We start from the raw sequence: 19,690 nt of genomic DNA, 5'->3' as shown, positions 1-19,690 counted from the left end.
CAGCCATGGCCTACAGCAATGAGCATATGAGTCATATGTCCACTGCTCGGGCGCAAGGTTGGGCATGTCCGGTGGAGGGCAGGTGTTAAGCGCCGATGATGTTGTATTCCGGGCCGAACGGGAACTTGGTGATGTTCTCGGCACCGTCTTCGCCGACCACCAGGATGTCGTGTTCCCGGTACCCGCCGGCACCCGGCTGGCCGTCGAGGACCGTGATCATTGGCTCCATGGAGACCACCATGCCGGGCTCCAGGACTGTGTCGATGTCTTCGCGCAGTTCGAGGCCGGCTTCGCGGCCGTAGTAGTGCGAGAGGACGCCGAAGGAGTGTCCGTAGCCGAAGGTGCGGTTGGCGAGCAGTCCATACGAAACATAGATCTCGTTGAGCTCAGCGGCGATGTCCTTGCAGACCGCCCCGGGCTTGATGAGCTCCAGGCCACGCTTGTGTACTTCCACGTTGATGTTCCACAGTTCCAGGGAGCGGGCATCGGGTTCGCCGTAGAACAGGGTTCGCTCCAGCGCCGTGTAGTAGCCCGATGTCATGGGAAAGCAGTTCAGCGACAGGATGTCATGTTCCTGGATCTTGCGGGTGGTGGCCCAGTTGTGGGCGCCGTCCGTGTTGATGCCGGACTGGAACCACACCCAGGTATCGCGGATCTCGGAGTCCGGGAATGTCCGGGCGATCTCGTGCACCATGGCTTCGGTGCCGATCAGAGCGACCTCGTACTCAGTGATTCCTGCGGTGATGGCGTTGCGGATCGCCTCGCCACCAAGGTCGCCGATCCGGGCGCCGTGCTTGATGACCTCGATCTCCTCGGAAGACTTGATCATGCGCTGGCGCATCGCGGCTTGGGCTACATCCACAAGCGTCGCGCTGGAGAAGGCGGCCTGGATCTTGTTGCGGTTGTCCAGCGGAAGGGAATCGTCCTCGACACCCAGGCGCCGGACGTTGATCCCGCGGGTGCGCAGCACTTCCTGGATGCCAAAGATGTAGTTGTCCCGGCGCCAGTCCGTGTAGACCAGGTTGTCCCCGTAGCTGCGGCGCCACGGCATTCCGGCGTCGATGTTGGCGGTGACAGTGACGGTGTCGTCGGCCGTGACCACCATGGCGTAGGAACGGCCGAAGTAGGTGAACAGGAAGTCGGAGTAGTACTTGATGGAGTGGTAACTGGTTAGGACAACGGCGTCCAGTTCCTTCTCGGCCATGATCCGGCGAAGACCGGCAAGGCGTCGCTCAAACTCAGCGTCGGAGAAAGTCAGGGAGACTTTCTCTCCGTTGTTGAGGACCTTGAGGCGCTCAAGCTTGGCGACGTCGCTTACGGCTTCATTCTCGGTGATGGTCATGGGTGGTGTTCCTTTCAATGGGTGGGTTGTTTCAGTCCTGCTGCAGGGGCTTCTTGGAAGTCTCCACAGCGAAGAGGACCGCGATGAGGGAAATGACGGAGGCTGCCACGAGGTACCAGCCGGGGGCCAGTTGGTTGTGGGTCAGGCCGATGAGGAGTGTCGCCATGAACGGGGCTGTGCCGCCGAACAAGGCGTTGGAAAGATTGAAGCTGACGGCGAAGCCGCTGTAGCGGACCCTCGTGGGGAAGAGTTCGGCCAGGAAGCTGGGCAGGGTGCCGTCGTTGAGGGTGAGCATGCCGCCCAACAGGATCTGCACCAGGACAATGACTAGAAAATTACCGGTGTCGAGGAGCATGAACGCCGGAACGGTCAGCACCACGAACAGCACGGAAGCCGTGATGAGCATGCGCTTGCGGCCGAACCTATCCGATGCGATCCCCGTCAGGAAGATGAATCCGATATAGCTGAGGAGGGCAATGGTGGTGGCCAGGAACGATTCGGCTGCACCGAAGTGAAGCTCCTCGGAGAGGTACGTCGGCATGTAGCTGAGGATCACGTAGAAGCCGACGGCGTTGAGCAGCACGGCGCCCGTCGCGATGACGAGCTGCTTGCGGTACGTCTTGAACATCGCGAAGGCCGGAGCCTTGACCGCGGTGTCTTTCGCGGCCATTTCGCGGAAGGCCGGGGTGTCTTCGAGCTTGGTGCGGATGTAGCGGCCAATCAGGCCCATCGGGGCGGCAAGAAGGAAGGGCAAGCGCCAGCCCCATTCACCGAGCTGCTCGGCGCTCAGCACCGAGCTTAGGAGTGCCGCCAGCAGGGAACCGAGCAGCAGGCCTGCAGCCGTACTGGCAGGTACGACGGCGGCGTAGAGTCCGCGCCGATTGGCCGGCGCGTACTCCACCAGGAAGGCTGAGGCACCTGCGTATTCGCCTGCTGCCGAGAATCCCTGGACGACGCGGACGAGCAGCAGGAGGACCGGCGCCATGACGCCGATGGTGTTGTAGCCGGGGATGAGGGCGATGCAGAACGTTGCCACGGACATGAGCACGATCGACAGGGAGAGTGCTTGTTTGCGTCCGAGCCGGTCACCGATGTGGCCCCAGATGAATCCGCCCAATGGACGGACAAAGAAGGAGACGGCGAAGACGCCAAACGTGGCGAGCAGGGCGGTCTGCCGGTCCGATGCGGGGAAGAAGACGGTCGAGATGATCCCGGCAAGGTAGCCGTAGACGGCGTAGTCGAACCATTCGACGAAATTGCCGATGAAGCTTGCAGTGATGACTCGGCGCCGGGTGTCTTTGCTGACCGGGTTGTGGTCGGCTGGCTTTGACGGGCCGCCAGGGGTGGCTGTTGCATCGGGAAGGTCGCCGGATCCGCCTTTGGATCCGGCATGAGCGCTTCCCGGGATGGCTGCCACGGAGGATGCTTCGTTTTTCATGAATCCACCAAGAACTTTTGGGGTTGCATTCAACGCAACGCTGTTGCACCAGAATAGATGTGTTCCCCGTCACCGTCAAGGGCTCTCGGTTGCCGCCCAACTAACTCGCAACTGTTGTCGTTTTGAGGGCGCTAAACGACAACAAGTGCGAGTCGGTTGGGGAGGGGTGGTTGCGGGCGGGGGAGTGGCGGTGCGTTAGTTGCAACGTGGTTGCGTTGAGTGGTGCGAAGTGAGTTGAGGGAGCCTTGGAATGCAAAAAGAAGCTCCCCGGATCAGAGTGATCCGGGGAGCTTCAAAGCAAGGTGCGTTGGGAGACTATTTGAGCCAGGCAGCCACCACGTCGGGGTGGGCGTCCACCCATTTCTTGGCGGCGGCGTCAGGCTTCATGCCGCCCTGGATGTCCGTTGCCACAGAGTTCTGGTCCGCATTGGTCCACGAGAAGGCCTTGAGCAGTTTCGCGGCGGGAGAACCGCTGTCCGCAAACTTCTTGGCCATCACTTTGTTCAGTTTGTAATCGGGGTAGTCACAGGCCACCTTCTCGGCGTCGGAATCGCAGCCCGGAGTGTAGGCGGGCAGGCTGACCTTCTTGAGGGGGACCTCGGAAAGGAACCATTGCGGTTCGTAGAAGTAGCCCAGCAGCGGTGTCTTGTTCTTCTCGGCCGTACGGAACGACTGGATCAATGCTGCTTCCGAGCCGGAAAAGACCACTTTGTAGTCGAGGCCCAGGTTCTTGACGAGGGCTTCATCGTTGGTCACGAATGCCGGGTCGCCGTCCAGCACCTGGCCCTTGCCGCCCGATTCGGACGTGGCAAGGAGGGACGCGTATTTGTTCAAGTTCTTGCTGTCCAGGATGTCCGGGTACTTCTGGACCATCCATGGTGGTACGTACCAGCCGATATGCCCTTCATTGCCCGTGGGACCAGCATCCACTGCCACTTTCTGATCCGTGATGTACTGCTTTGCGAGGTCCTCGTGACCCCAGTTCTCAAGAATGACGTCGACTTCACCTGAGCCGAAGCCCTGCCAGGAAATCTGTTCCGACAGGTCCTTCTGGACTACGGTGCAACCAAGCTTGTTTTGGGCTATATAGCTGTAAACAGCCGCATTTGCCGTGTAGCCCACCCACGCGTTGAGGGCCACATTGACGGTTCCGCAGGCCGTATCCGTAGAACCTGCGGCAGCCGCTTGGTTGACGGAGGCGCCGCCGCAGCCGGCAAGCAACAGGGCGGCAGCAACGGTTCCGGCGAGCGTGGGAATTGTTCGTTTCAACAGCAGTCCAGCTTTACTCATGGTGGGGTCTCCTTGTTGGGGGCAGTGCGTGAGCGTGAAGGCCGTTAGTGGGCGGGTGATTTTGCCGAAAGGACTTTTCGGACGGGGTTGGCTGCGGCAGCCTGCGTCATGCGGTCCAGCAGGATGCCGAGGAAAACGATGGCCAGGCCTGCGGCGAGGCCCTTGCCGAACAGGGAACTTTGGACAAAGCCGGCGACGACGTCGTACCCGAGGCCGCCTGCTCCGACCAGCGCTCCGACAACCACCATGGCGAGGACGTAGATCAGGCCCTGGTTGGCGGCGAGGGCCAGGGATTGCCTGGCCATGGGCAACTGGACCTTGGTGATGACTTGCCAGGGAGTCGAGCCACTCGATACGGCCGCTTCCATGACGGTGGGGGAGATTGCGGCGATGCCATCGGCCGTGATCTTGATTGCCACAGGCGCCGCGTAGATGATGCCGGCGATGATGGCGGTGAACCGTGTGGCGCCGAAGAGGCCCAGGAACGGAACCAAGTAGACGAATGCGGGCATGGTCTGTCCCGCGTCAAGCATGGGCCGCATGAGCTGGTCCACTTTGCTGGACCTGCCCATGGCCACGCCGAAGATGACGCCCAGGACCATGACCACAGCCGTGGCCACGAGGGTGCCTGCCAGAGTGACCATGGAATCGCTCCACAGGCCCAAATAGATGATCACTGCCAGGCATGTGGCGGTGACGGCTGCCAGCTTCCAGCCGCCGAGGGCAAAAGCCGCTAAGACGATCACGGCGACCAGCAGGTAGAACGGGGTTTCCGTGAGAAGTGACTGGAACGGGTTGAGGATCCCGTTGGTGACTGCTTCGCGGAAGGACACCGTAAAGAGGAAGAGGTTGGTCTGCAACCATTCGCTGGCCGAGCTCACTCCGCTGACAATGGCAGGGCCAATGTTGAGGTCCTTCGGGAAGGCGGCGGCCCAGAGCATCGTGCGGGACAACTGGACCATGGCGAGGACCACCAGCAGGGTCGCCGCGAGCAAGATATACCGGGTTCGCCGCGATATCCGCCGTTTGCGGTTTGCTCCGGGTTCGGCCCGGCGGCTGGCGGCCGTGGTCACGCGGTCCAGCACGATGGCCAGCAGGACGATGGACAGTCCGGCATTGACCGCTGTACCGACGTCGAGCGACTGCAGGGCGCGGATCACCACCTGTCCCAGCCCGGGCGCTGCGATGAGCGCCGCGATGGTGACCATGGAGAGGGCAGCCATGGTGGTTTGGTTGATCCCCATCACGATGGTGCGCCGCGCCAGGGGAAGCTGCAGGGTGAGAAGCCGCTGCCAGCCGGTGGTTCCCAGGGAGTCGGAGGCTTCCCGGGTGTTTTCCGGGATACATCGGATTCCATGCGCCGTCAGTCGGATGACCGGGGGTGCCGCGTAGATCACGGTGGCGATCACGGCGGAGGCGGGGCCGATCAGGAAGATGAGGGCCAGCGGTGCCAGGTAAACGAAGGTGGGGAGGGTCTGCATGAAGTCGAGGACCGGAGTGATGACTTTGGCAACCCGGCCGTAGACTCCGGCCAGGACTCCGAGGGGGATGCCGATCAACAAGGTGAACAGCACGGCGGTGATGACGAGGGCGAAGGTGTAGGCCGCTTCCACAAACAGCCCCTGAAGGCCGAAGAACACGAAGGCCGCCGCGGTCAGCAAAGCCACCCGGGCGTTGCCCACGGCGAAGGCGATCCAGCTGAGCAGCGCGACGGTTCCCAGCCAGCCGATTTCAGGCAGGCGAAGCCCGGTGGAGCTCGCGGCGAAAATGCCGATGAACAGGTTGGCAACCGCGTCGACGGCGGCTCGGAGCGGAGTGAAGACGTACTGGAAAACGGGATTGTCCGCCCGGTTTGAGGCTACCCAGGCATTGAATTGGTTGAGGGAGCGGTGGAGGTCAGTGAGCTCCGACGCCGGCAGCGTGAGCGTCGCCGTGCCGTGGAGGAACAGGAATCCAATGAGCCAGACGACGCCGGCTCCGCCCAGGATCAGGGTGCGACGGCTGAGCCGTTTGCGCGGTGCGCGGACGGAAACGAGACCGGTCTGAACCGGGGCGCGATCGCGAACGAGTGTGGACATCACGCCGCAACTTCCGTGCTCCGGATGACCGACAAGATGCTGTCGCGGTCGATCTGGCCGGTGATTTTTCCAGAGTCTTCAACGAGCACAGGACACAATGAGTTCATGACTGTGGGAATGGCGTCGCGGATGATCGTGCCGGCGCTCAGGACAGGAGCATCCGCGGGAGTGCCGAAAGCTACAGGATCGGTGATCCACTTGAGCGTCAGGACATCCGCGCGCGGTACCTCGGAGACGAAGTCGGCAATGTACTTGTCCGCAGGCGATCCGACGAGATCATCGCCGGTGCCGCATTGGACCGTCTCCCCGTTCCGCATGATCAGGATGCGGTCCCCGAGTTTGAGCGCTTCGGACAGGTCGTGGGTGACGAAAACCATCGTCTTGCCCATCTCTTTGTGGAGCCGGATGACTTCCGCCTGCATATCGCGCCGGATGAGCGGGTCCAGGGCCGAGAATGGTTCGTCGAAGAGGATGGTGTCCGGATCGCCAGCCAAGGCGCGGCCCAGTCCGACGCGTTGCTGCATTCCGCCGGAGAGCTGGTCCGGAAAATGCTGCTCGTAACCCTTGAGCCCTACGAGCTCGATGATTTCGTGGGACCTGGCGTAGCGCTCGTTCTTGGCGGCGCCACGGATCTGCAGCCCGTAGGACACGTTGTCCAGCACGGTGCGGTGCGGCAAGAGGCCGAAATGCTGGAAGACCATGGACATTTTCCGCCGGCGAAGCTCCCTAAGCTCACCGGTTCCTGCCTGCATCACGTCCTTGCCGTCCACCAGGACGCTCCCCGACGTCGGTTCGATCAGCCGGGTGAGGCATCGGATCAGGGTGGACTTTCCTGATCCGGACAGGCCCATGACGACGAACACCTCGCCCTTCGCGACGTCGAAGTTCATGTCGCGTACTGCAGCGTTGCACCCGGTGCGTTCAAGCAATTCGGCCGAGCTCAACGCCGAGAGTTCGGGATCTTTGGGGATCTTTTCACCTCCCGGTCCGAAGACTTTCCAGAGGTTGCGCACTGATATGTCAGGACTGCTCATTGCTGTACTCCTGCCTGTGGCGGCTCGAACCAATGGCTGGGCCCGGGGCTGATGTTTTGCCAGATGTGTTTTGTTTCTCTGTATTCGGCCAAGCCCGCGAGCCCCAATTCGCGGCCATTGCCTGACTGTCCGAAGCCGCCCCATTCGGCTTGCGGAACGTACGGGTGGTAGTCGTTGATCCAGACCGTCCCGTGGCGAAGAGCCCCGGAGACCCGCTGGGCCTTTGAGGCGTCGGTTGTCCACACGGCGCCGGCCAGTCCGTAGACGGTGTCGTTGGCCAGCCGGATCGCCTCCTCCTCAGTGGTGAAGGTTTCCACTGTCATGACCGGTCCGAAGGATTCCTCCTGGACCACGCGCATCGAGGTCGTGCAGCCGTCCAACACGGTGGGCGGGTAGAAGCTGCCGTCCGCCAGTTCCGGGCTGTCCGGAATTAAACCCCCGCACAGCAGCCGGGCGCCTTCGGCCACGCCGGCCTGGACGTAGGCATGGACTTTGTCGCGGTGCGCCCTGGATATCAGTGGCCCGGTTTGTGCTTCCGAATCGAAGGGACCGCCCAGCCGGATCTGGCGTGCACGGCGGACCACCTCGGCCACGAACTCCTCGTGGATGGATTCTTCGACAATGAGCCGCGCCCCTGCCGAGCAGACCTGGCCTGAGTTCAGGAAGACGGCAGTCAGGGCGTTGTCGATCGCGGCCTCCCGGTCGGCGTCGGCGAACACCACGTTCGGGTTCTTGCCGCCGAGCTCGAGAGCCACGCGCTTGACCGTCTCCGCGGCGGCCACCATGATCCGCTTGCCGGTTTCCAGGCCTCCCGTAAAGGAGACAAGATCGACCCGCGGATCCGAACTGAGCACAGCCCCCACTTCCGGTCCCGTTCCCGTCACGAGGTTCGCGACGCCGTCGGGCACGCCGGCTTCTCGCAGCGTGTCCATGAGCAGGATGGACGTCGAAGGCGTCAGCTCGCTGGGCTTGAGCACAAAAGTGTTGCCGGCCAGGAGCGCCGGTGCGACCTTCCACGAAGCTTGCAGGAGCGGGTAGTTCCACGGGGTGATGAGGCCGCAGACACCGACCGGTGCATGGACGATCCGGCTGATGGCGCCGGGCCGGCCGGTATCGATTACGCGGCCCGCGTCGGTGCCTGCCACGCTGCCGTAATAGCGGAAGCAGGCTATGACGTCGTCAATGTCGTATTCGGCTTCGATCAGTCGCTTGCCAGTGTCGAGGGCTTCGGCCGCGGCGAAGCCGGCTTTGTCCCGCTGTAGCAACTCGGCCACGCGAAGCAGGATCGCGCCGCGTTCCAGCTCCGGCGTGTTCGGCCAGCCGCCGGCGTCGAACGCCTTCCGGGCGCTCGCAACCGCTGCCTCGGCGTCGGCCTGGGTGCATTCGGCGACGTCGGCAACATGCGTGCCGTCCGCCGGGCAGCTGATGCTCCGCGTGCCTCCGCTGGACTGCTGCCAGCCGCCGTCGACGTAGCTGCCCCGCACCGTCAGGGTCTGCGAAAGTTGTGGGGTGTTCATGCCGCTCCTTAGTTCCGTGCCGAGCTGGCTTCGGGCCGGCTGTCCACGTTGCCCTGACTGTCCAAGTCCGCAACCGCGCTGTGCCGGTAGAACTCGGCGGCGACCGGCGCGAGAGGCTCGCGCCCCTGAATCAAGTCCGCAGCTTTTTCGGCCAGCATCATGACCGGCGCGTAGATGTTGCCGTTGGTCACGTAGGGCATTGCCGAAGCGTCAGCCACGCGCAGGCCCGAGGTGCCATGCACCCGCATGCTGAGCGGGTCCACCACGGCCAGGGGATCGGTGGCCGGGCCCATCTTGGCCGTGCAGGAAGGGTGCAGGGCGGTCTCGGCGTCGCGGGCTACCCAGTCGAGGATTTCCTCGTCTGTCTGGACGGCTGGACCGGGGGAGAGCTCACCGCCATTGAAGGCGGCCATGGCCGACTGCTCCAGGATGTTCCGGGAAATCCGGATGGCTTCGACCCACTCGCGGCGGTCCTGGTCCGTGGAAAGGTAGTTGAACTTCATGGACGGATGGGCGGTTGGATCCGTGGAAGTGATCTTCAAGGTGCCCCGCGCATCGGAATACATGGGCCCGATGTGCACCTGGTAGCCGTGCTTCGCATCGGCCTTCTGGCCGTCGTAGCGGACTGCAACGGGCAGGAAGTGGAACATCAGGTTGGGGTAGGCCACATCCTCGTTGGAGCGCACAAAACCGCCGCCTTCGAAGTGGTTGGTGGCCGCAGGTCCCTTGCGCCCGAAGAGCCACTGCAGACCGATCCATGGATAGCGCCACAGGCTCAGGCTGGGCTGCATGGACACAGGCTGGGTGCAGGCGTGCTGGATGTAGACCTCCAGATGGTCCTGCAGGTTTTCGCCCACGCCTGGGAGGTCAACCACGGGCCTGATGCCCAGGGATTTGAGATGCGTGGAGTCCCCGACGCCGGACAACTGCAGGAGCTGCGGGGTGTTGATGGCCCCTCCGCACAGGACGACTTCCTGGGCATCCACGCTGTGCTTCTTGCCGTTCCGGCGGTAGCTGACGCCCGTGGCCCTGACGCCGGAAGTACCAGTGCCGTCGAAGTTGATTTTCGAGACGAGTGCCCGGGTCCTTACCGTGAGGTTGGGCCGGTCGAGGTGCGGCCGCAAGTACGCCCGGGAGGCGGAGAGCCGCTGGCCCTTGTGCACGTTGCGGTCGAACGGACCGAAGCCTTCTTGCCGGTATCCGTTGACATCGTTGGTCCGCGCGAAGCCGGCTTGTTGGGCGGCGCGGAAGAAGGCTTGGAAAAGGGGATTGCGCGCCGGACCGCGTTCCAGGACCAACGGTCCGTTGTGTCCCCGCAGTTCATCGCCCGGATCCGCGGCGAGGGCGGTCTCCATGCGGTTGAAGTACGGGAGGCAGTGCGCGAAGTCCCACGTCTCCATCCCGGCGTCGGCTCCCCAGCGTTCGTAGTCCAGGGGATTGCCGCGCTGGAAGATCATGCCGTTGATGGAGCTGGAGCCGCCCAGGACCTTGCCGCGGGTGTGGGCGATCCGGCGTCCGTGCATGTGCGGCTCGGGGTCGGATTGGTACCGCCAGTCGTAGAACCTGTTCCCGCTGGGGAACGTGAGCGCTGCGGGCATCTGGATGAACAGGTCCCAGGGGTAATCGCTGCGGCCCGCCTCCAGGACCAGGACGGTCTTGGTGCCGTCGGCGCTCAGCCTGTCCGCGAGCACCGATCCGGCGCTGCCCCCACCCACAATGACGTAGTCGAACTTTTCATTAGCCATTAGTTGAACTCCTTTGAAGTGATCCCCATTGCTGTGTCCGGTAGCCAGGAGGGGTGTTAGCCTCTCAGCTTTTCCATGTTTGGATCCACGAGGGGATCGGCGGAGATGGTGGCGGGGATCCGCTTGCCGAAGTATTCGATCTCGACGGCGTCACCCTCGCCCGCTTCGCCGGGCAGCCAAGCGTAGGCGATGGGCTTGCGGACGGTGTAGCCGTAGGCGGCGCTCGTGACGTAGCCGGAAGGCTCTCCCTTGAAATAGACAGGTTCCTTGCCCAACACCACGGACGTGCCGTCGTCGACCGTCAGGCAACGCAAGCGGCGGCTGACGGGCAGTTCGCGGCGGGCTTTGAGGGCCTCGGCGCCGATATAGCCTTCCTTGTCCTTGCTGACGGAGAAGCCCAATCCTGACTGGAACGGCTCATGCTCCGGAGTTACGTCAGTGCCCCACAGCCGGTAGCCCTTCTCCAAGCGCAGGCTGTTGAACGCGCCCCGGCCGGCCGCGATGATGCCCTGCTCCTGGCCAGCCGCGAACAGCAGGTCCCAGAGCCTTTGGCCGTTTTCCGCCGTCGTGTACAGCTCCCAGCCCAATTCGCCCACGTAGGACAGCCGCATCGCCGTGACCGGGATACCGCCGATTCGGACCTTCTTGGTGCGGAAGTACTTCAATCCGTCGTTGCTGAAATCGTCAGCACTCACCTTGGCGATGACCTCGCGGGCCAACGGTCCCCAGAGCCCCACGCAACACGTGGAACCAGTGATGTCGCGGATTTGGACCCACTGGCTGACGTCCTCGGCGGTCTGCTTGCGGGCTTCGGTGGTGAAGTAGTCGAAGTCGATGTTGCCGTTGGCGCCCACTTGGAAGGTGGTCTCATCCAGCCGGGCCACCGTGATGTCGCTGCGGATTCCGCCGTCGCCGTTGAGGAGCAGGCAGTACGTCACCGCACCCGGCTTCTTGTCGACTTTCCCGGCGCTGAGGCGCTGCAAGAGGGCTACGGCGCCCGGACCGGAAACCTCTAGCCGCTTGAGCGGCGTCATGTCATAGAGCGCGACGGCGGTGCGCGTCTTCCACGCTTCGGCCGCGGAAATGGGGGAGTGGAACATGGCCGCCCACGGTTCGCGCTCAGGAGCCCGCCACTCTTCCGGGAGCACTTCGAGCAGGCCGCGGTTGGCCTCGAACCAGTGCGGGCGCTCCCAACCGTGGGCTTCGAGGAAGAACGCCCCGAGCTCCTTCTGCCGGGCATTGAACGGGCTTACGCGCAGCTCACGCGGGGAGACCCTCGGCTGCAGCGGGTGCAGGACGTCGTAGATCTCCACGAAGTTCTGCTGCGACGTTTCGCTGACGTAGCTCTCCGCAGTCTGGATTTCCTCGAAGCGGGACACTTCGCATTCGTGGAGCGGAATGCGGGACTGGCCCTCGATCAGCCGCTCGGCCAGGGCCCGGGCCACGCCGGCGGAGTGCGTCACCCACACGGCCTCGGCCACGAAAAAGCCGTCAACGTCCTTGGACTCGCCCACCAGGGGGCCGCCGTCGGGAGTGAAGGAGAAGATGCCGTTGAAGCCATCCGCAATCCGGGCGCCGGAGAGTGCCGGAAGAAGTTCTTTGGAGTCTTCCCAGCACGGCAGGAAGTCTTCTTCCGTGAACGGCAGGCGGGACGGCATCCGGTGCTCGGACATGTCATTCGCTGCAACCTCGGGCAGTTCACGAAGATCCACGGGCATAGGGCGGTGGGCGTAGGAGCCGATGCCCATCCGGTCCCCGTGCTCTCGGTAGTAGAGGTCCTTGTCCTGGTGCCGGAGAATCGGCATCCAGGCGCCGTTGGCTGGGTCAAGCAGCCGCGAGGTGTCGTTCCGGCCGACCAGCTCGGGCACCGAAGTCGTCTTAACATACTGGTGGGCCAGGGGGAGCAGCGGCACGGACATGCCCACCATGGCGCCGATCTTGGGACCCCAGAACCCGGCGCAGGAGACGACGATGTCTGCCGGGATCACGCCGTCGGGCGTTTCGACTCCGGTGACCCTGCCGCCGGACTGCTCGATGCCGGTGACGGGAGTGGAACCGCGGAACGTGACCCCCGCGGCGCTCGCCTTGGCGATGAGGAGGGCGACCGCACGGGCGGCGGAGGCGAGGCCGTCTGAGGGGACGTAGAGTCCGCCGAGTACCTTCTCCTGGTTCAGCAGCGGGTAGTGCTTGGCGCACTCGTCCGGATCGATGAGCCGGCCTTCGACACCCCACGACGCCGCGTAGCCCAGCTTGCGCTTGAGGTCCTCCAGACGCTCCGGAGTGGTGGCCACCTCGAGGCCGCCCACCTGGTTGAAGCAGGAGACGCCGGATTCGCTGAGCGAGAGCAGCTTGTCCACGGTGTAGGACGCGAATTGGGTCATGGTCTTGGAAGCGTTGGTCTGGAACACGAGGCCGGGGGCGTGCGAGGTTGAGCCGCCCGCCAATGTCAACGGGCCCTGCTCGACCACGATGATGTTGGTCCAGCCGCGGGTGGACAGCTCATCCGCGAGATTGGCGCCGACGATGCCGGCTCCGATGATGACGACGCGGGGTGTTGTGGACATGCGTGTTGCTCCTGAAGTAAGTGGTGTGGAAGTTTGGGGCTCGCCGGAAGGTGGCTGGAACCTAGACGTGGCCGTCGACGGTCAGCCCCGGCGGCAGGTTGGGGGCGTCTTCGGATTCCTTGACCATGATCTGGCCATCGACCACAAGGACTTCGTGGACCCTGATAGGCAGTTTGGCGGGAGGCGCATCGGCGGCCCCTGTGCGCAGGTTGAACTTGGAAGCATGGAGCGGGCACTCAACCCAGCAGTCCTCTACCCAGCCGTCGGCGAGGGAAGCGTCTTGGTGCGTGCAGGTGTCGTCGAGGGCGAAGAGTTCGCCCTCTTCGGTGTGAAATACCGCAATGGGTGGGGACGTCTCAAGACGAATCGCGTCCCCCGGGGCCAACGAGCTGAGCGGGCAAGCACTGTGCATCTCAAGAACCTCTTTCACCGGGTTGGTCAAAACCTGTGGGGCGGTTGTCTCATGATCAACGCTGATCACAATACGCAACAGAGTGATTGACCTCACACCAGCTTGTCAAGGGGTCGAATTTTCCTCTCCGATTCCTTGACACGCGTTGTGAAGTCCGTCACGCTGTTTCGCATAATGAAGTTTGTTGCGTAATGCGCAATGAATTTTGGAACGGCTCGGCGAGGAGGAAGCCATGGAGACATTGGCGATCGTGGGGGCATCATTGGGGGGTCTTTCCGCCGCCCGCGCTGCCCGGGCGCAGGGCTTTAGCGGCCGGCTGCTCATCATTGGCGATGAACAGCAGCGGCCGTATGACCGCCCGCCCCTGTCCAAGGAATTCCTGGCAGGAAGAATCGGTGTCAACCATTTGATGCTGGAAACGGAAGAGGCGGGTTCGGAGGACCCGCTCCAGGCCGAATGGCTGCTGGGCTCGCCTGCGCAGAGCTTTGACGCCGCCACCAGGACCATCACCCTCGGTGACGGGCGCACTGTGGTGGCTGACGGCGTCGTGATTGCCACGGGGGCCTCGGCCCGAACACTGCCCGAACTTGCCGGCCTGTCCAATGTTTTTACGCTGCGGACCCTCGAAGACGCCCAGGACCTGGCTCCGGAGCTTGTTGCGGGCAGCCGACTGTTAGTGGTCGGCGCTGGCTTCATCGGTGCGGAGGTGGCATCAACTGCCAAGGACCTGGGAATGGACGTCACCATCATCTGCAAGAGCGAAGTACCGCTTAGCGCTCCACTGGGCGCGGAGATGGCTGCCGTCATGGCCACCCTCCACGGGACCAACGGCGTGGAGCTGATTTGTGACACCGGAATCGACTCGTATTACAGCTACGAAGGAAATGTGACCGGAGTTCGTCTCAGCGACGGACAGTACCGTTCCGCCGACGTCGTACTCCTCGGAATCGGTGCAGTCCCCAACGTCGGGTGGCTGGCCGGTTCGGGCCTGGAGATCGACGACGGCGTCACATGCGATTCGATGGGCCGGACGAACGTCCCCGGCGTGGTTGCCGTGGGAGACTGTGCGGCTTGGTTCGACGAACGCAGCGGGCGGCACCACCGCGTGGAGCATTGGAGCGGCGCGCAGGAACGCGCAGCCCTTGCCGTCGCCGGACTCCTGGATCGCTCGGCTGCACCCCAACCTCTCAACTTGCCGTACTTCTGGTCAGACCAGTACGGAGTGAAGCTTCAGTTTGCCGGCCATGCCCGGGACGCAGAGCGCGTTGAGATCGAAGCGGGACAGCTCGAGAGCCACAGCTTCCTCGCCGTGTACTACCGCGGCGAGGAGCCCGTGGGCGTCCTCGGGGTGAACCAGCCGCGTCTCTTCACCCGTTGGCGCCGGCAACTCAACTCACACAATGCCCGCAATGCGCAGCCTGTCCTGGCAACCCCGTAAACATTCCCAAGCCTCAACCGCATTCATCACTGAATAGGAGTCAGCATGACCACTGAAGTTGTTTCCCCCAGCCTGATCCCCACTCTCCCCGGCCACACTTATGTCAGTGAAGACATATTCCGCGCCGAGCAAGAGCGCATCTTCGAACAAATGTGGTTCTGCGCAGTGCGGACCGCGGACCTGGAAAAGGCCGGCTCGTTCAAAACGGTGCAGATCGGGCGCGAGAGCGTACTCATCAACCGCACCCGCAAGGGGGAAATCCGGGCGTTCTACAACATCTGCCGGCACCGCGGAGTAAAGCTGTGCATGGAGGAATCAGGCGAAGCCAACCGCTCGTTCCAGTGCCCCTACCACGCCTGGACCTACGATCTTGAGGGAAAGCTCATCGCGGCCCCCAACCTCACCAAGATGCCGGATATCGACCGCAATGAATACGGACTGGTCAAGGTCCATGTCCGCGAATACATGGGCTACGTCTGGGTCTGCCTCGCAGATGAGCCACCGTCGTTCGAGAAAGACGTCATGGGGGCGATCGAGGAGCGCCTCGGGGACCTGCGGGCTGTTGACGACTATGACATCGCCAACCTGAGCCTGGGCCGGCGCATCAAGTACGACGTCAAGGCCAATTGGAAGCTCATCATCGAGAACTTCATGGAGTGCTACCACTGCGCCACGATCCACCCCGAACTCACCGAAGTCCTGCCCGAGTTCGCGGACGGTCTGGCGGCACAGTATTTTGTGGGCCACGGCGCCGAGTTCGGCGACGACATCAAGGGCTTCACGATTGACGGTTCCGAGGGCCTGGATCGCATTCCCGGAGTCGGCGATGACCAGGACCGGCGCTACTATGCAGTCACCATCAAGCCGAATGTCTTCGTCAACCTGGTTCCCGACCATGTCATCATCCACCGCATGTTCCCGCTGGCCGCTGACCACACGATCGTTGAATGCGATTGGCTGTACCTGCCCAGCGTGGTGGAATCCGGCAAGGACGTGAGCGCATCGGTGGAGCTCTTCCACCGGGTCAACGAGCAGGACTTCGACGCTTGCGAACGCTGCCAGCCAGCCATGGGCTCCAAGATCTACGCCAAGGGCGGCGTCCTGGTCCCGAGCGAGCACCACATTGAGGCGTTCCACAGCTGGGTCACCAGCAAGATCGCTGACGTCCCCGCCGAAGGCTAGCCGGAGCTATGTCAGTCGTTGTAACGGGTTACCGGGAACTTAGGAAAAGGAACGCAAGCCAATGGTTCACAAAGTAAAGGCAGTCATCGCCAAGGAGAAGAACGCCCCGGTCTCAGTGGAGACCATCCTGGTGCCGGACCCCGGTCCGGGCGAGGCGCTGGTGGACATCCTCACTTGCGGCGTCTGCCACACCGACCTGCACTACAAGCAGGGAGGCATCACCGATGATTTCCCCATCCTGCTCGGCCACGAGGCCACCGGTGTGGTCAGCGCCGTCGGCCCGGACGTCACCGATGTGGCGCCGGGGGACCGGGTCATCCTGAACTGGCGTGCAGTCTGCGGCCACTGCCGGGCGTGCGCCAAGGGCCAGCCGCAGTACTGCTTCAACACGCACAATGCCACCCAGAAGATGACGCTTGAGGACGGCACGGAACTTACTCCGGCCCTGGGGATCGGTGCCTTCGCCGAGAAGACCCTCGTGGCGGCCGGGCAATGCACCAAAGTGGACGACGACGTCGATCCCGCCGCCGTCGGGCTGCTCGGCTGTGGTGTGATGGCAGGCATCGGTGCCGCCATCAACACCGGTGAGGTCAAGCGGGGCGAGTCCGTGGCCGTCATCGGTTGTGGCGGCGTCGGCATCGCTGCCATTGCCGGGGCAAAGCTCGCCGGCGCCACCACGATCATCGCCGTGGACATCGACGCCAACAAGATCGAGATGGCCAAGTCCCTTGGAGCCACGCACGGTGTCAATTCCAGCCAGGAAGACCCCGTCGAGGCGATCCGGGCACTGACCGGAGGCAACGGTACCGATGTGGTGATCGACGCCGTCGGACGCCCGGAGACCTACAAACAGGCCTTCTACGCGCGCGACCTCGCCGGCCGCGTCGTGCTGGTGGGCGTCCCGACGCCGGATATGAAGCTCGAGCTGCCCCTGCTTGACGTCTTCGGCCGTGGCGGTTCGCTGAAGTCCTCCTGGTACGGGGACTGCCTGCCTTCCCGCGACTTCCCGATGCTGGTCCAGCACTACAAGCAAGGCAACCTGGACCTGGACGCGTTCGTGTCTGAACGGATAACCATCGACCAGGTGGAAGAAGCCTTCGCCAAGATGCACGAGGGCAAAGTGCTCCGTTCGGTCGTGGAAATCGCATGAGCGTCACCATCCAAAACCTCGTCACCTCGGGCACGTTTTCGCTCGACGGCGGCACGTGGGACGTGGACAATAATGTCTGGATTGTCGGCAACGACGACGAATGCGTGATCATCGATTCGCCGCACGATGCAACGGCGATCATCGACCAGGTCCGCGGGCGGAAGGTTCGAGCCATCCTGCTCACCCATGCGCACAACGACCACATCGGAGCAGCGCTCGAAGTGGCGAAGGCCGTGAACGCGCCGATCCACCTGCACCCCGCAGACTTGGTTTTGTGGGAGCAGGTGTATCCGGACGCGCGGCCGGACCGTCACATTGCAGACGGCGACATCTTCGAAGTGGCGGGCACGGCCTTGGAGGCCATCCACACGCCGGGCCACTCGCCGGGTTCCACCTGCTTCTACCTGGAAAGTGAAGGGACGGTGTTCACGGGCGACACCCTCTTCAATGGCGGTCCGGGCGCGACGGGCAGGTCGTTCAGCGACCACCCAACCATCCTGGCGTCGATCCGGGAACGCCTTCTGACGCTTCCGGCGGAAACCGTGGTCCGGACCGGTCATGGCGGGGACACCACCATCAAAGCCGAGGAGGAAAACCTCGCTTAGGCAGTGCGGGATCGCCAGGTTGACGGTCTCTAGGCGCCGCTGGCCGCGGTGTAACCCATCTTGACGCTGATTGAATACCCGGCCTGCTTGAGCGCATCGAGCAGGCCGGGTATTTTTTCCGGCTCGAAACGGAAGGCCGGGCCGGAAAGGCTAATGGCTCCGATCACAGTGCCGCTGTGGTTGCGGATCGGAACGGCGACGGCGTTGAGTCCGCGTTCGAGTTCTTCATACGTGGCGGCGTACCCCGCCTCCGCAATGATCGGCATTTGCTGCTCCAGCTCGTCGCGGCCGGTGATGGTGTGTGGCGTGTATTGCGCCTGGCCGGCTTCCCTAAGAACGCGGTCGCGCGTGGCGGGCGGCAGGGCGGCAAGCATGACCTTGCCGCTGGATGTGGCGTGGAGCGGGGTGAGGCCGCCGATCCAGTCCTGCGTACCGAGCGTGTTGGGGCCGATGGCCTGGTCCACGTTGACTGCGAAGTTTGATCGCAGCACGGCTAGGTTGGCGGTCTCCGCGAACTTCTCCGCCAGTGCTTCGAGGTCTTCCCGGGCTTCCCTCACCAGACTGAGGCGGGCCGGGATGGCACTAGCCAAGCGCAGGATGTTGAAACCGAGTTGGTATTTTCCGCGCTCGTGGTTCTGCTGCACCATGCCGCGGGCGTCCAGGGCGCTTAGCAGTCGCGACGCCGTTGACTTGTGGACGCCCATTTCCTCCGCGATCTCACTCACGCCGGCATCGCCGTTGCGGGCGATGATTTCGAGCACGGTGATGGCCCGGTCCACGGACTGCACACCTGCGTGCTGCCCGGCGGCGGGATCGGTATCGGGGTCGTTGGCAGTGCTTGCGTCAGCGTCCATGTGGTTCATCGTCTCAAACGCGGTCAAATGAGCGGCCTCTCCTGGCTGCGTGTCTTGCGACGCTGCTGTCTCTCGGGCCTTACCTGCTTATAGGATCGGGAGGTATGGCACTGCGACTTGTTCAGGTGAATTTCAAGGCACGGGATGATTCGGCGCTCGGCCGGTTTTGGGCGGAGGCGCTCGGCTGGGATGTTTCCAGTGAGGGACCCGGTGTGAGCAATGTTGAACCCGTGGGCTTCGTCGGGCCGGATCCCGCGGCTGTGTGCGTCGATGTCGTCACCGTCCCGGACCCCGAGACGGTGAGGTACCGCGCGCATCTCGATCTCGCCACCGCCTCGACGGCCCATCAGGCGGAGCTGGTGGCGCGCCTGTTGAAGCTCGGCGCGACGCCCGCGGACATTGGCCAGGGCGATGTGCCGTGGACGGTCCTGGCCGATCCGGAGGGCAATCTGTTCTGCGTACTGGAACCTCGATCGATCTACCAGGACACCGGGCCCATCGCCGCGGTGGTGGTCAGCTGTACGGATCCGCGGGCCATGGTCCGGTTCTGGAACGGGGCGATGGACTGGACCCTGCACGAGGTGAGCGACGATTTTGCGAGGCTGCGTTCAGCCAAGGATGTCGGGCCGTACCTGGAGTTCGTCCGGACACCCGCCGCGGATGCCGTGTCCGGCCGTGTCCATCTCGACCTGAGGCCGTACCGCGCCGATGATCAAGCAGCCGAGGTGGCCCGGCTGCGGTCCCTGGGCGCCACGGACGCCGACGTTGGGCAGGGTGATGTGCCATGGGTATGCCTCGCCGACACCGAAGGCAACGAATTCTGCGTCCTCACCCCGGGCTAACGCAGAGCCTCGGCTCCTAAGGCGCGTCCAGGCGTGCAGACGTCGAGGGTGTAGGGGCCTTCCCATGCTTCTCTCTGCGTTGACTTGTGTGGACGCTCGTTCCCTCGAAGGCAGGGCGCCTTAGCCTCGATCCACCGATGTGCCCGGGCTGATGATTTGAATCCGGTTCGGCTCGTTGTGCGGGCAGGGAGCATGCTGG

The 19,690-nt window shown here is 63.5% G+C and carries 15 protein-coding genes; 5 read left to right on the top strand and 10 right to left on the bottom strand.

Features of this window, described 5'->3' with window-relative positions; translation table 11 throughout:
* Positions 1–85: 85 nt before the first annotated feature.
* From NFJ07_RS23215 to NFJ07_RS23175, 9 genes are all read right to left on the bottom strand, one after another.
* Positions 86–1,342 (bottom strand): aminopeptidase P family protein, encoded by a 1,257-nt coding sequence (locus NFJ07_RS23215; RefSeq protein ID WP_269998197.1) that lies wholly within the window; start codon positions 1,340–1,342, stop codon positions 86–88.
* Between the two features lie 31 nt (positions 1,343–1,373).
* Complete coding sequence (locus NFJ07_RS23210) at positions 1,374–2,780, bottom strand: MFS transporter (RefSeq protein ID WP_269998196.1); 1,407 nt, start codon at positions 2,778–2,780, stop codon at positions 1,374–1,376.
* A gap of 315 nt (positions 2,781–3,095) precedes the next feature.
* Positions 3,096–4,070, bottom strand: a complete 975-nt coding sequence (locus NFJ07_RS23205) for an ABC transporter substrate-binding protein (RefSeq protein WP_269998195.1) — start codon at positions 4,068–4,070, stop codon at positions 3,096–3,098.
* A gap of 44 nt (positions 4,071–4,114) precedes the next feature.
* Positions 4,115–6,148 (bottom strand): ABC transporter permease, encoded by a 2,034-nt coding sequence (locus NFJ07_RS23200; protein ID WP_269998193.1) that lies wholly within the window; start codon positions 6,146–6,148, stop codon positions 4,115–4,117.
* On the bottom strand, positions 6,148–7,182 hold the full coding sequence (locus NFJ07_RS23195; protein ID WP_269998192.1) for a quaternary amine ABC transporter ATP-binding protein: 1,035 nt from the start codon (positions 7,180–7,182) through the stop codon (positions 6,148–6,150). Before NFJ07_RS23195 ends, NFJ07_RS23200 begins: the two co-directional genes overlap by 1 nt.
* Positions 7,179–8,699, bottom strand: a complete 1,521-nt coding sequence (locus NFJ07_RS23190) for an aldehyde dehydrogenase family protein (protein WP_269998191.1) — start codon at positions 8,697–8,699, stop codon at positions 7,179–7,181. Before NFJ07_RS23190 ends, NFJ07_RS23195 begins: the two co-directional genes overlap by 4 nt.
* A gap of 8 nt (positions 8,700–8,707) precedes the next feature.
* Positions 8,708–10,444: a choline dehydrogenase gene (gene betA, locus NFJ07_RS23185; protein WP_269998189.1), complete on the bottom strand. Its 1,737-nt coding sequence runs from the start codon at positions 10,442–10,444 to the stop codon at positions 8,708–8,710.
* 56 nt (positions 10,445–10,500) lie between these two features.
* On the bottom strand, positions 10,501–13,008 hold the full coding sequence (locus NFJ07_RS23180; RefSeq protein WP_269998188.1) for a GcvT family protein: 2,508 nt from the start codon (positions 13,006–13,008) through the stop codon (positions 10,501–10,503).
* A gap of 61 nt (positions 13,009–13,069) precedes the next feature.
* Positions 13,070–13,420: a bifunctional 3-phenylpropionate/cinnamic acid dioxygenase ferredoxin subunit gene (locus NFJ07_RS23175; protein ID WP_078106204.1), complete on the bottom strand. Its 351-nt coding sequence runs from the start codon at positions 13,418–13,420 to the stop codon at positions 13,070–13,072.
* Between the two features lie 232 nt (positions 13,421–13,652).
* On the opposite strand from NFJ07_RS23175, the gene NFJ07_RS23170 reads away from it, so the two are divergent.
* The 4 genes from NFJ07_RS23170 (at position 13,653) to NFJ07_RS23155 (ending at position 17,795) form a co-directional block, all read left to right on the top strand.
* Positions 13,653–14,858: an NAD(P)/FAD-dependent oxidoreductase gene (locus NFJ07_RS23170; RefSeq protein WP_269998187.1), complete on the top strand. Its 1,206-nt coding sequence runs from the start codon at positions 13,653–13,655 to the stop codon at positions 14,856–14,858.
* Between the two features lie 45 nt (positions 14,859–14,903).
* Positions 14,904–16,040 (top strand): aromatic ring-hydroxylating oxygenase subunit alpha, encoded by a 1,137-nt coding sequence (locus NFJ07_RS23165; protein WP_269998186.1) that lies wholly within the window; start codon positions 14,904–14,906, stop codon positions 16,038–16,040.
* 61 nt (positions 16,041–16,101) lie between these two features.
* Positions 16,102–17,190, top strand: coding sequence for an S-(hydroxymethyl)mycothiol dehydrogenase (locus NFJ07_RS23160; RefSeq protein WP_269998184.1), 1,089 nt, complete (start codon positions 16,102–16,104; stop codon positions 17,188–17,190).
* Complete coding sequence (locus NFJ07_RS23155) at positions 17,187–17,795, top strand: MBL fold metallo-hydrolase (protein ID WP_269998182.1); 609 nt, start codon at positions 17,187–17,189, stop codon at positions 17,793–17,795. Before NFJ07_RS23160 ends, NFJ07_RS23155 begins: the two co-directional genes overlap by 4 nt.
* 29 nt (positions 17,796–17,824) lie before the next feature.
* Here NFJ07_RS23155 and NFJ07_RS23150 read toward each other — a convergent pair whose 3' ends face one another.
* A complete protein-coding gene (locus NFJ07_RS23150; protein ID WP_269998180.1) occupies positions 17,825–18,649 on the bottom strand; it encodes an IclR family transcriptional regulator in 825 nt (274 codons plus the stop codon).
* 104 nt (positions 18,650–18,753) lie between these two features.
* Here NFJ07_RS23150 and NFJ07_RS23145 point away from each other — a divergent pair, with 104 nt between their 5' ends.
* Positions 18,754–19,491 carry a VOC family protein gene (locus NFJ07_RS23145; protein ID WP_269998178.1) on the top strand — a complete coding sequence of 246 codons (738 nt, stop codon included), beginning with the start codon at positions 18,754–18,756 and terminating at the stop codon, positions 19,489–19,491.
* Positions 19,492–19,690 lie beyond the last annotated feature (199 nt).

Source organism: Arthrobacter sp. B2a2-09 (genome assembly GCF_027587375.1).
Lineage (GTDB): Bacteria > Actinomycetota > Actinomycetes > Actinomycetales > Micrococcaceae > Arthrobacter.
Note: the sequence above shows the minus strand (reverse complement) of the source record. Positions and strands in the feature narration are given on the sequence as shown.

What these genes read in the sequence shown, in the direction of transcription:
- NFJ07_RS23145 (WP_269998178.1), top strand. Translation starts at nt 18,754, where the DNA reads ATGGCACTGCGACTTGTTCAGGTGAATTTCAAGGCACGGGATGATTCG.
- NFJ07_RS23175 (WP_078106204.1), bottom strand. Translation starts at nt 13,420, where the DNA reads ATGCACAGTGCTTGCCCGCTCAGCTCGTTGGCCCCGGGGGACGCGATT.
- NFJ07_RS23155 (WP_269998182.1), top strand. Translation starts at nt 17,187, where the DNA reads ATGAGCGTCACCATCCAAAACCTCGTCACCTCGGGCACGTTTTCGCTC.
- NFJ07_RS23165 (WP_269998186.1), top strand. Translation starts at nt 14,904, where the DNA reads ATGACCACTGAAGTTGTTTCCCCCAGCCTGATCCCCACTCTCCCCGGC.
- betA (WP_269998189.1), bottom strand. Translation starts at nt 10,444, where the DNA reads ATGGCTAATGAAAAGTTCGACTACGTCATTGTGGGTGGGGGCAGCGCC.
- NFJ07_RS23150 (WP_269998180.1), bottom strand. Translation starts at nt 18,649, where the DNA reads ATGGACGCTGACGCAAGCACTGCCAACGACCCCGATACCGATCCCGCC.
- NFJ07_RS23205 (WP_269998195.1), bottom strand. Translation starts at nt 4,070, where the DNA reads ATGAGTAAAGCTGGACTGCTGTTGAAACGAACAATTCCCACGCTCGCC.
- NFJ07_RS23215 (WP_269998197.1), bottom strand. Translation starts at nt 1,342, where the DNA reads ATGACCATCACCGAGAATGAAGCCGTAAGCGACGTCGCCAAGCTTGAG.
- NFJ07_RS23160 (WP_269998184.1), top strand. Translation starts at nt 16,102, where the DNA reads ATGGTTCACAAAGTAAAGGCAGTCATCGCCAAGGAGAAGAACGCCCCG.
- NFJ07_RS23210 (WP_269998196.1), bottom strand. Translation starts at nt 2,780, where the DNA reads ATGAAAAACGAAGCATCCTCCGTGGCAGCCATCCCGGGAAGCGCTCAT.
- NFJ07_RS23200 (WP_269998193.1), bottom strand. Translation starts at nt 6,148, where the DNA reads ATGTCCACACTCGTTCGCGATCGCGCCCCGGTTCAGACCGGTCTCGTT.
- NFJ07_RS23170 (WP_269998187.1), top strand. Translation starts at nt 13,653, where the DNA reads ATGGAGACATTGGCGATCGTGGGGGCATCATTGGGGGGTCTTTCCGCC.
- NFJ07_RS23180 (WP_269998188.1), bottom strand. Translation starts at nt 13,008, where the DNA reads ATGTCCACAACACCCCGCGTCGTCATCATCGGAGCCGGCATCGTCGGC.
- NFJ07_RS23190 (WP_269998191.1), bottom strand. Translation starts at nt 8,699, where the DNA reads ATGAACACCCCACAACTTTCGCAGACCCTGACGGTGCGGGGCAGCTAC.
- NFJ07_RS23195 (WP_269998192.1), bottom strand. Translation starts at nt 7,182, where the DNA reads ATGAGCAGTCCTGACATATCAGTGCGCAACCTCTGGAAAGTCTTCGGA.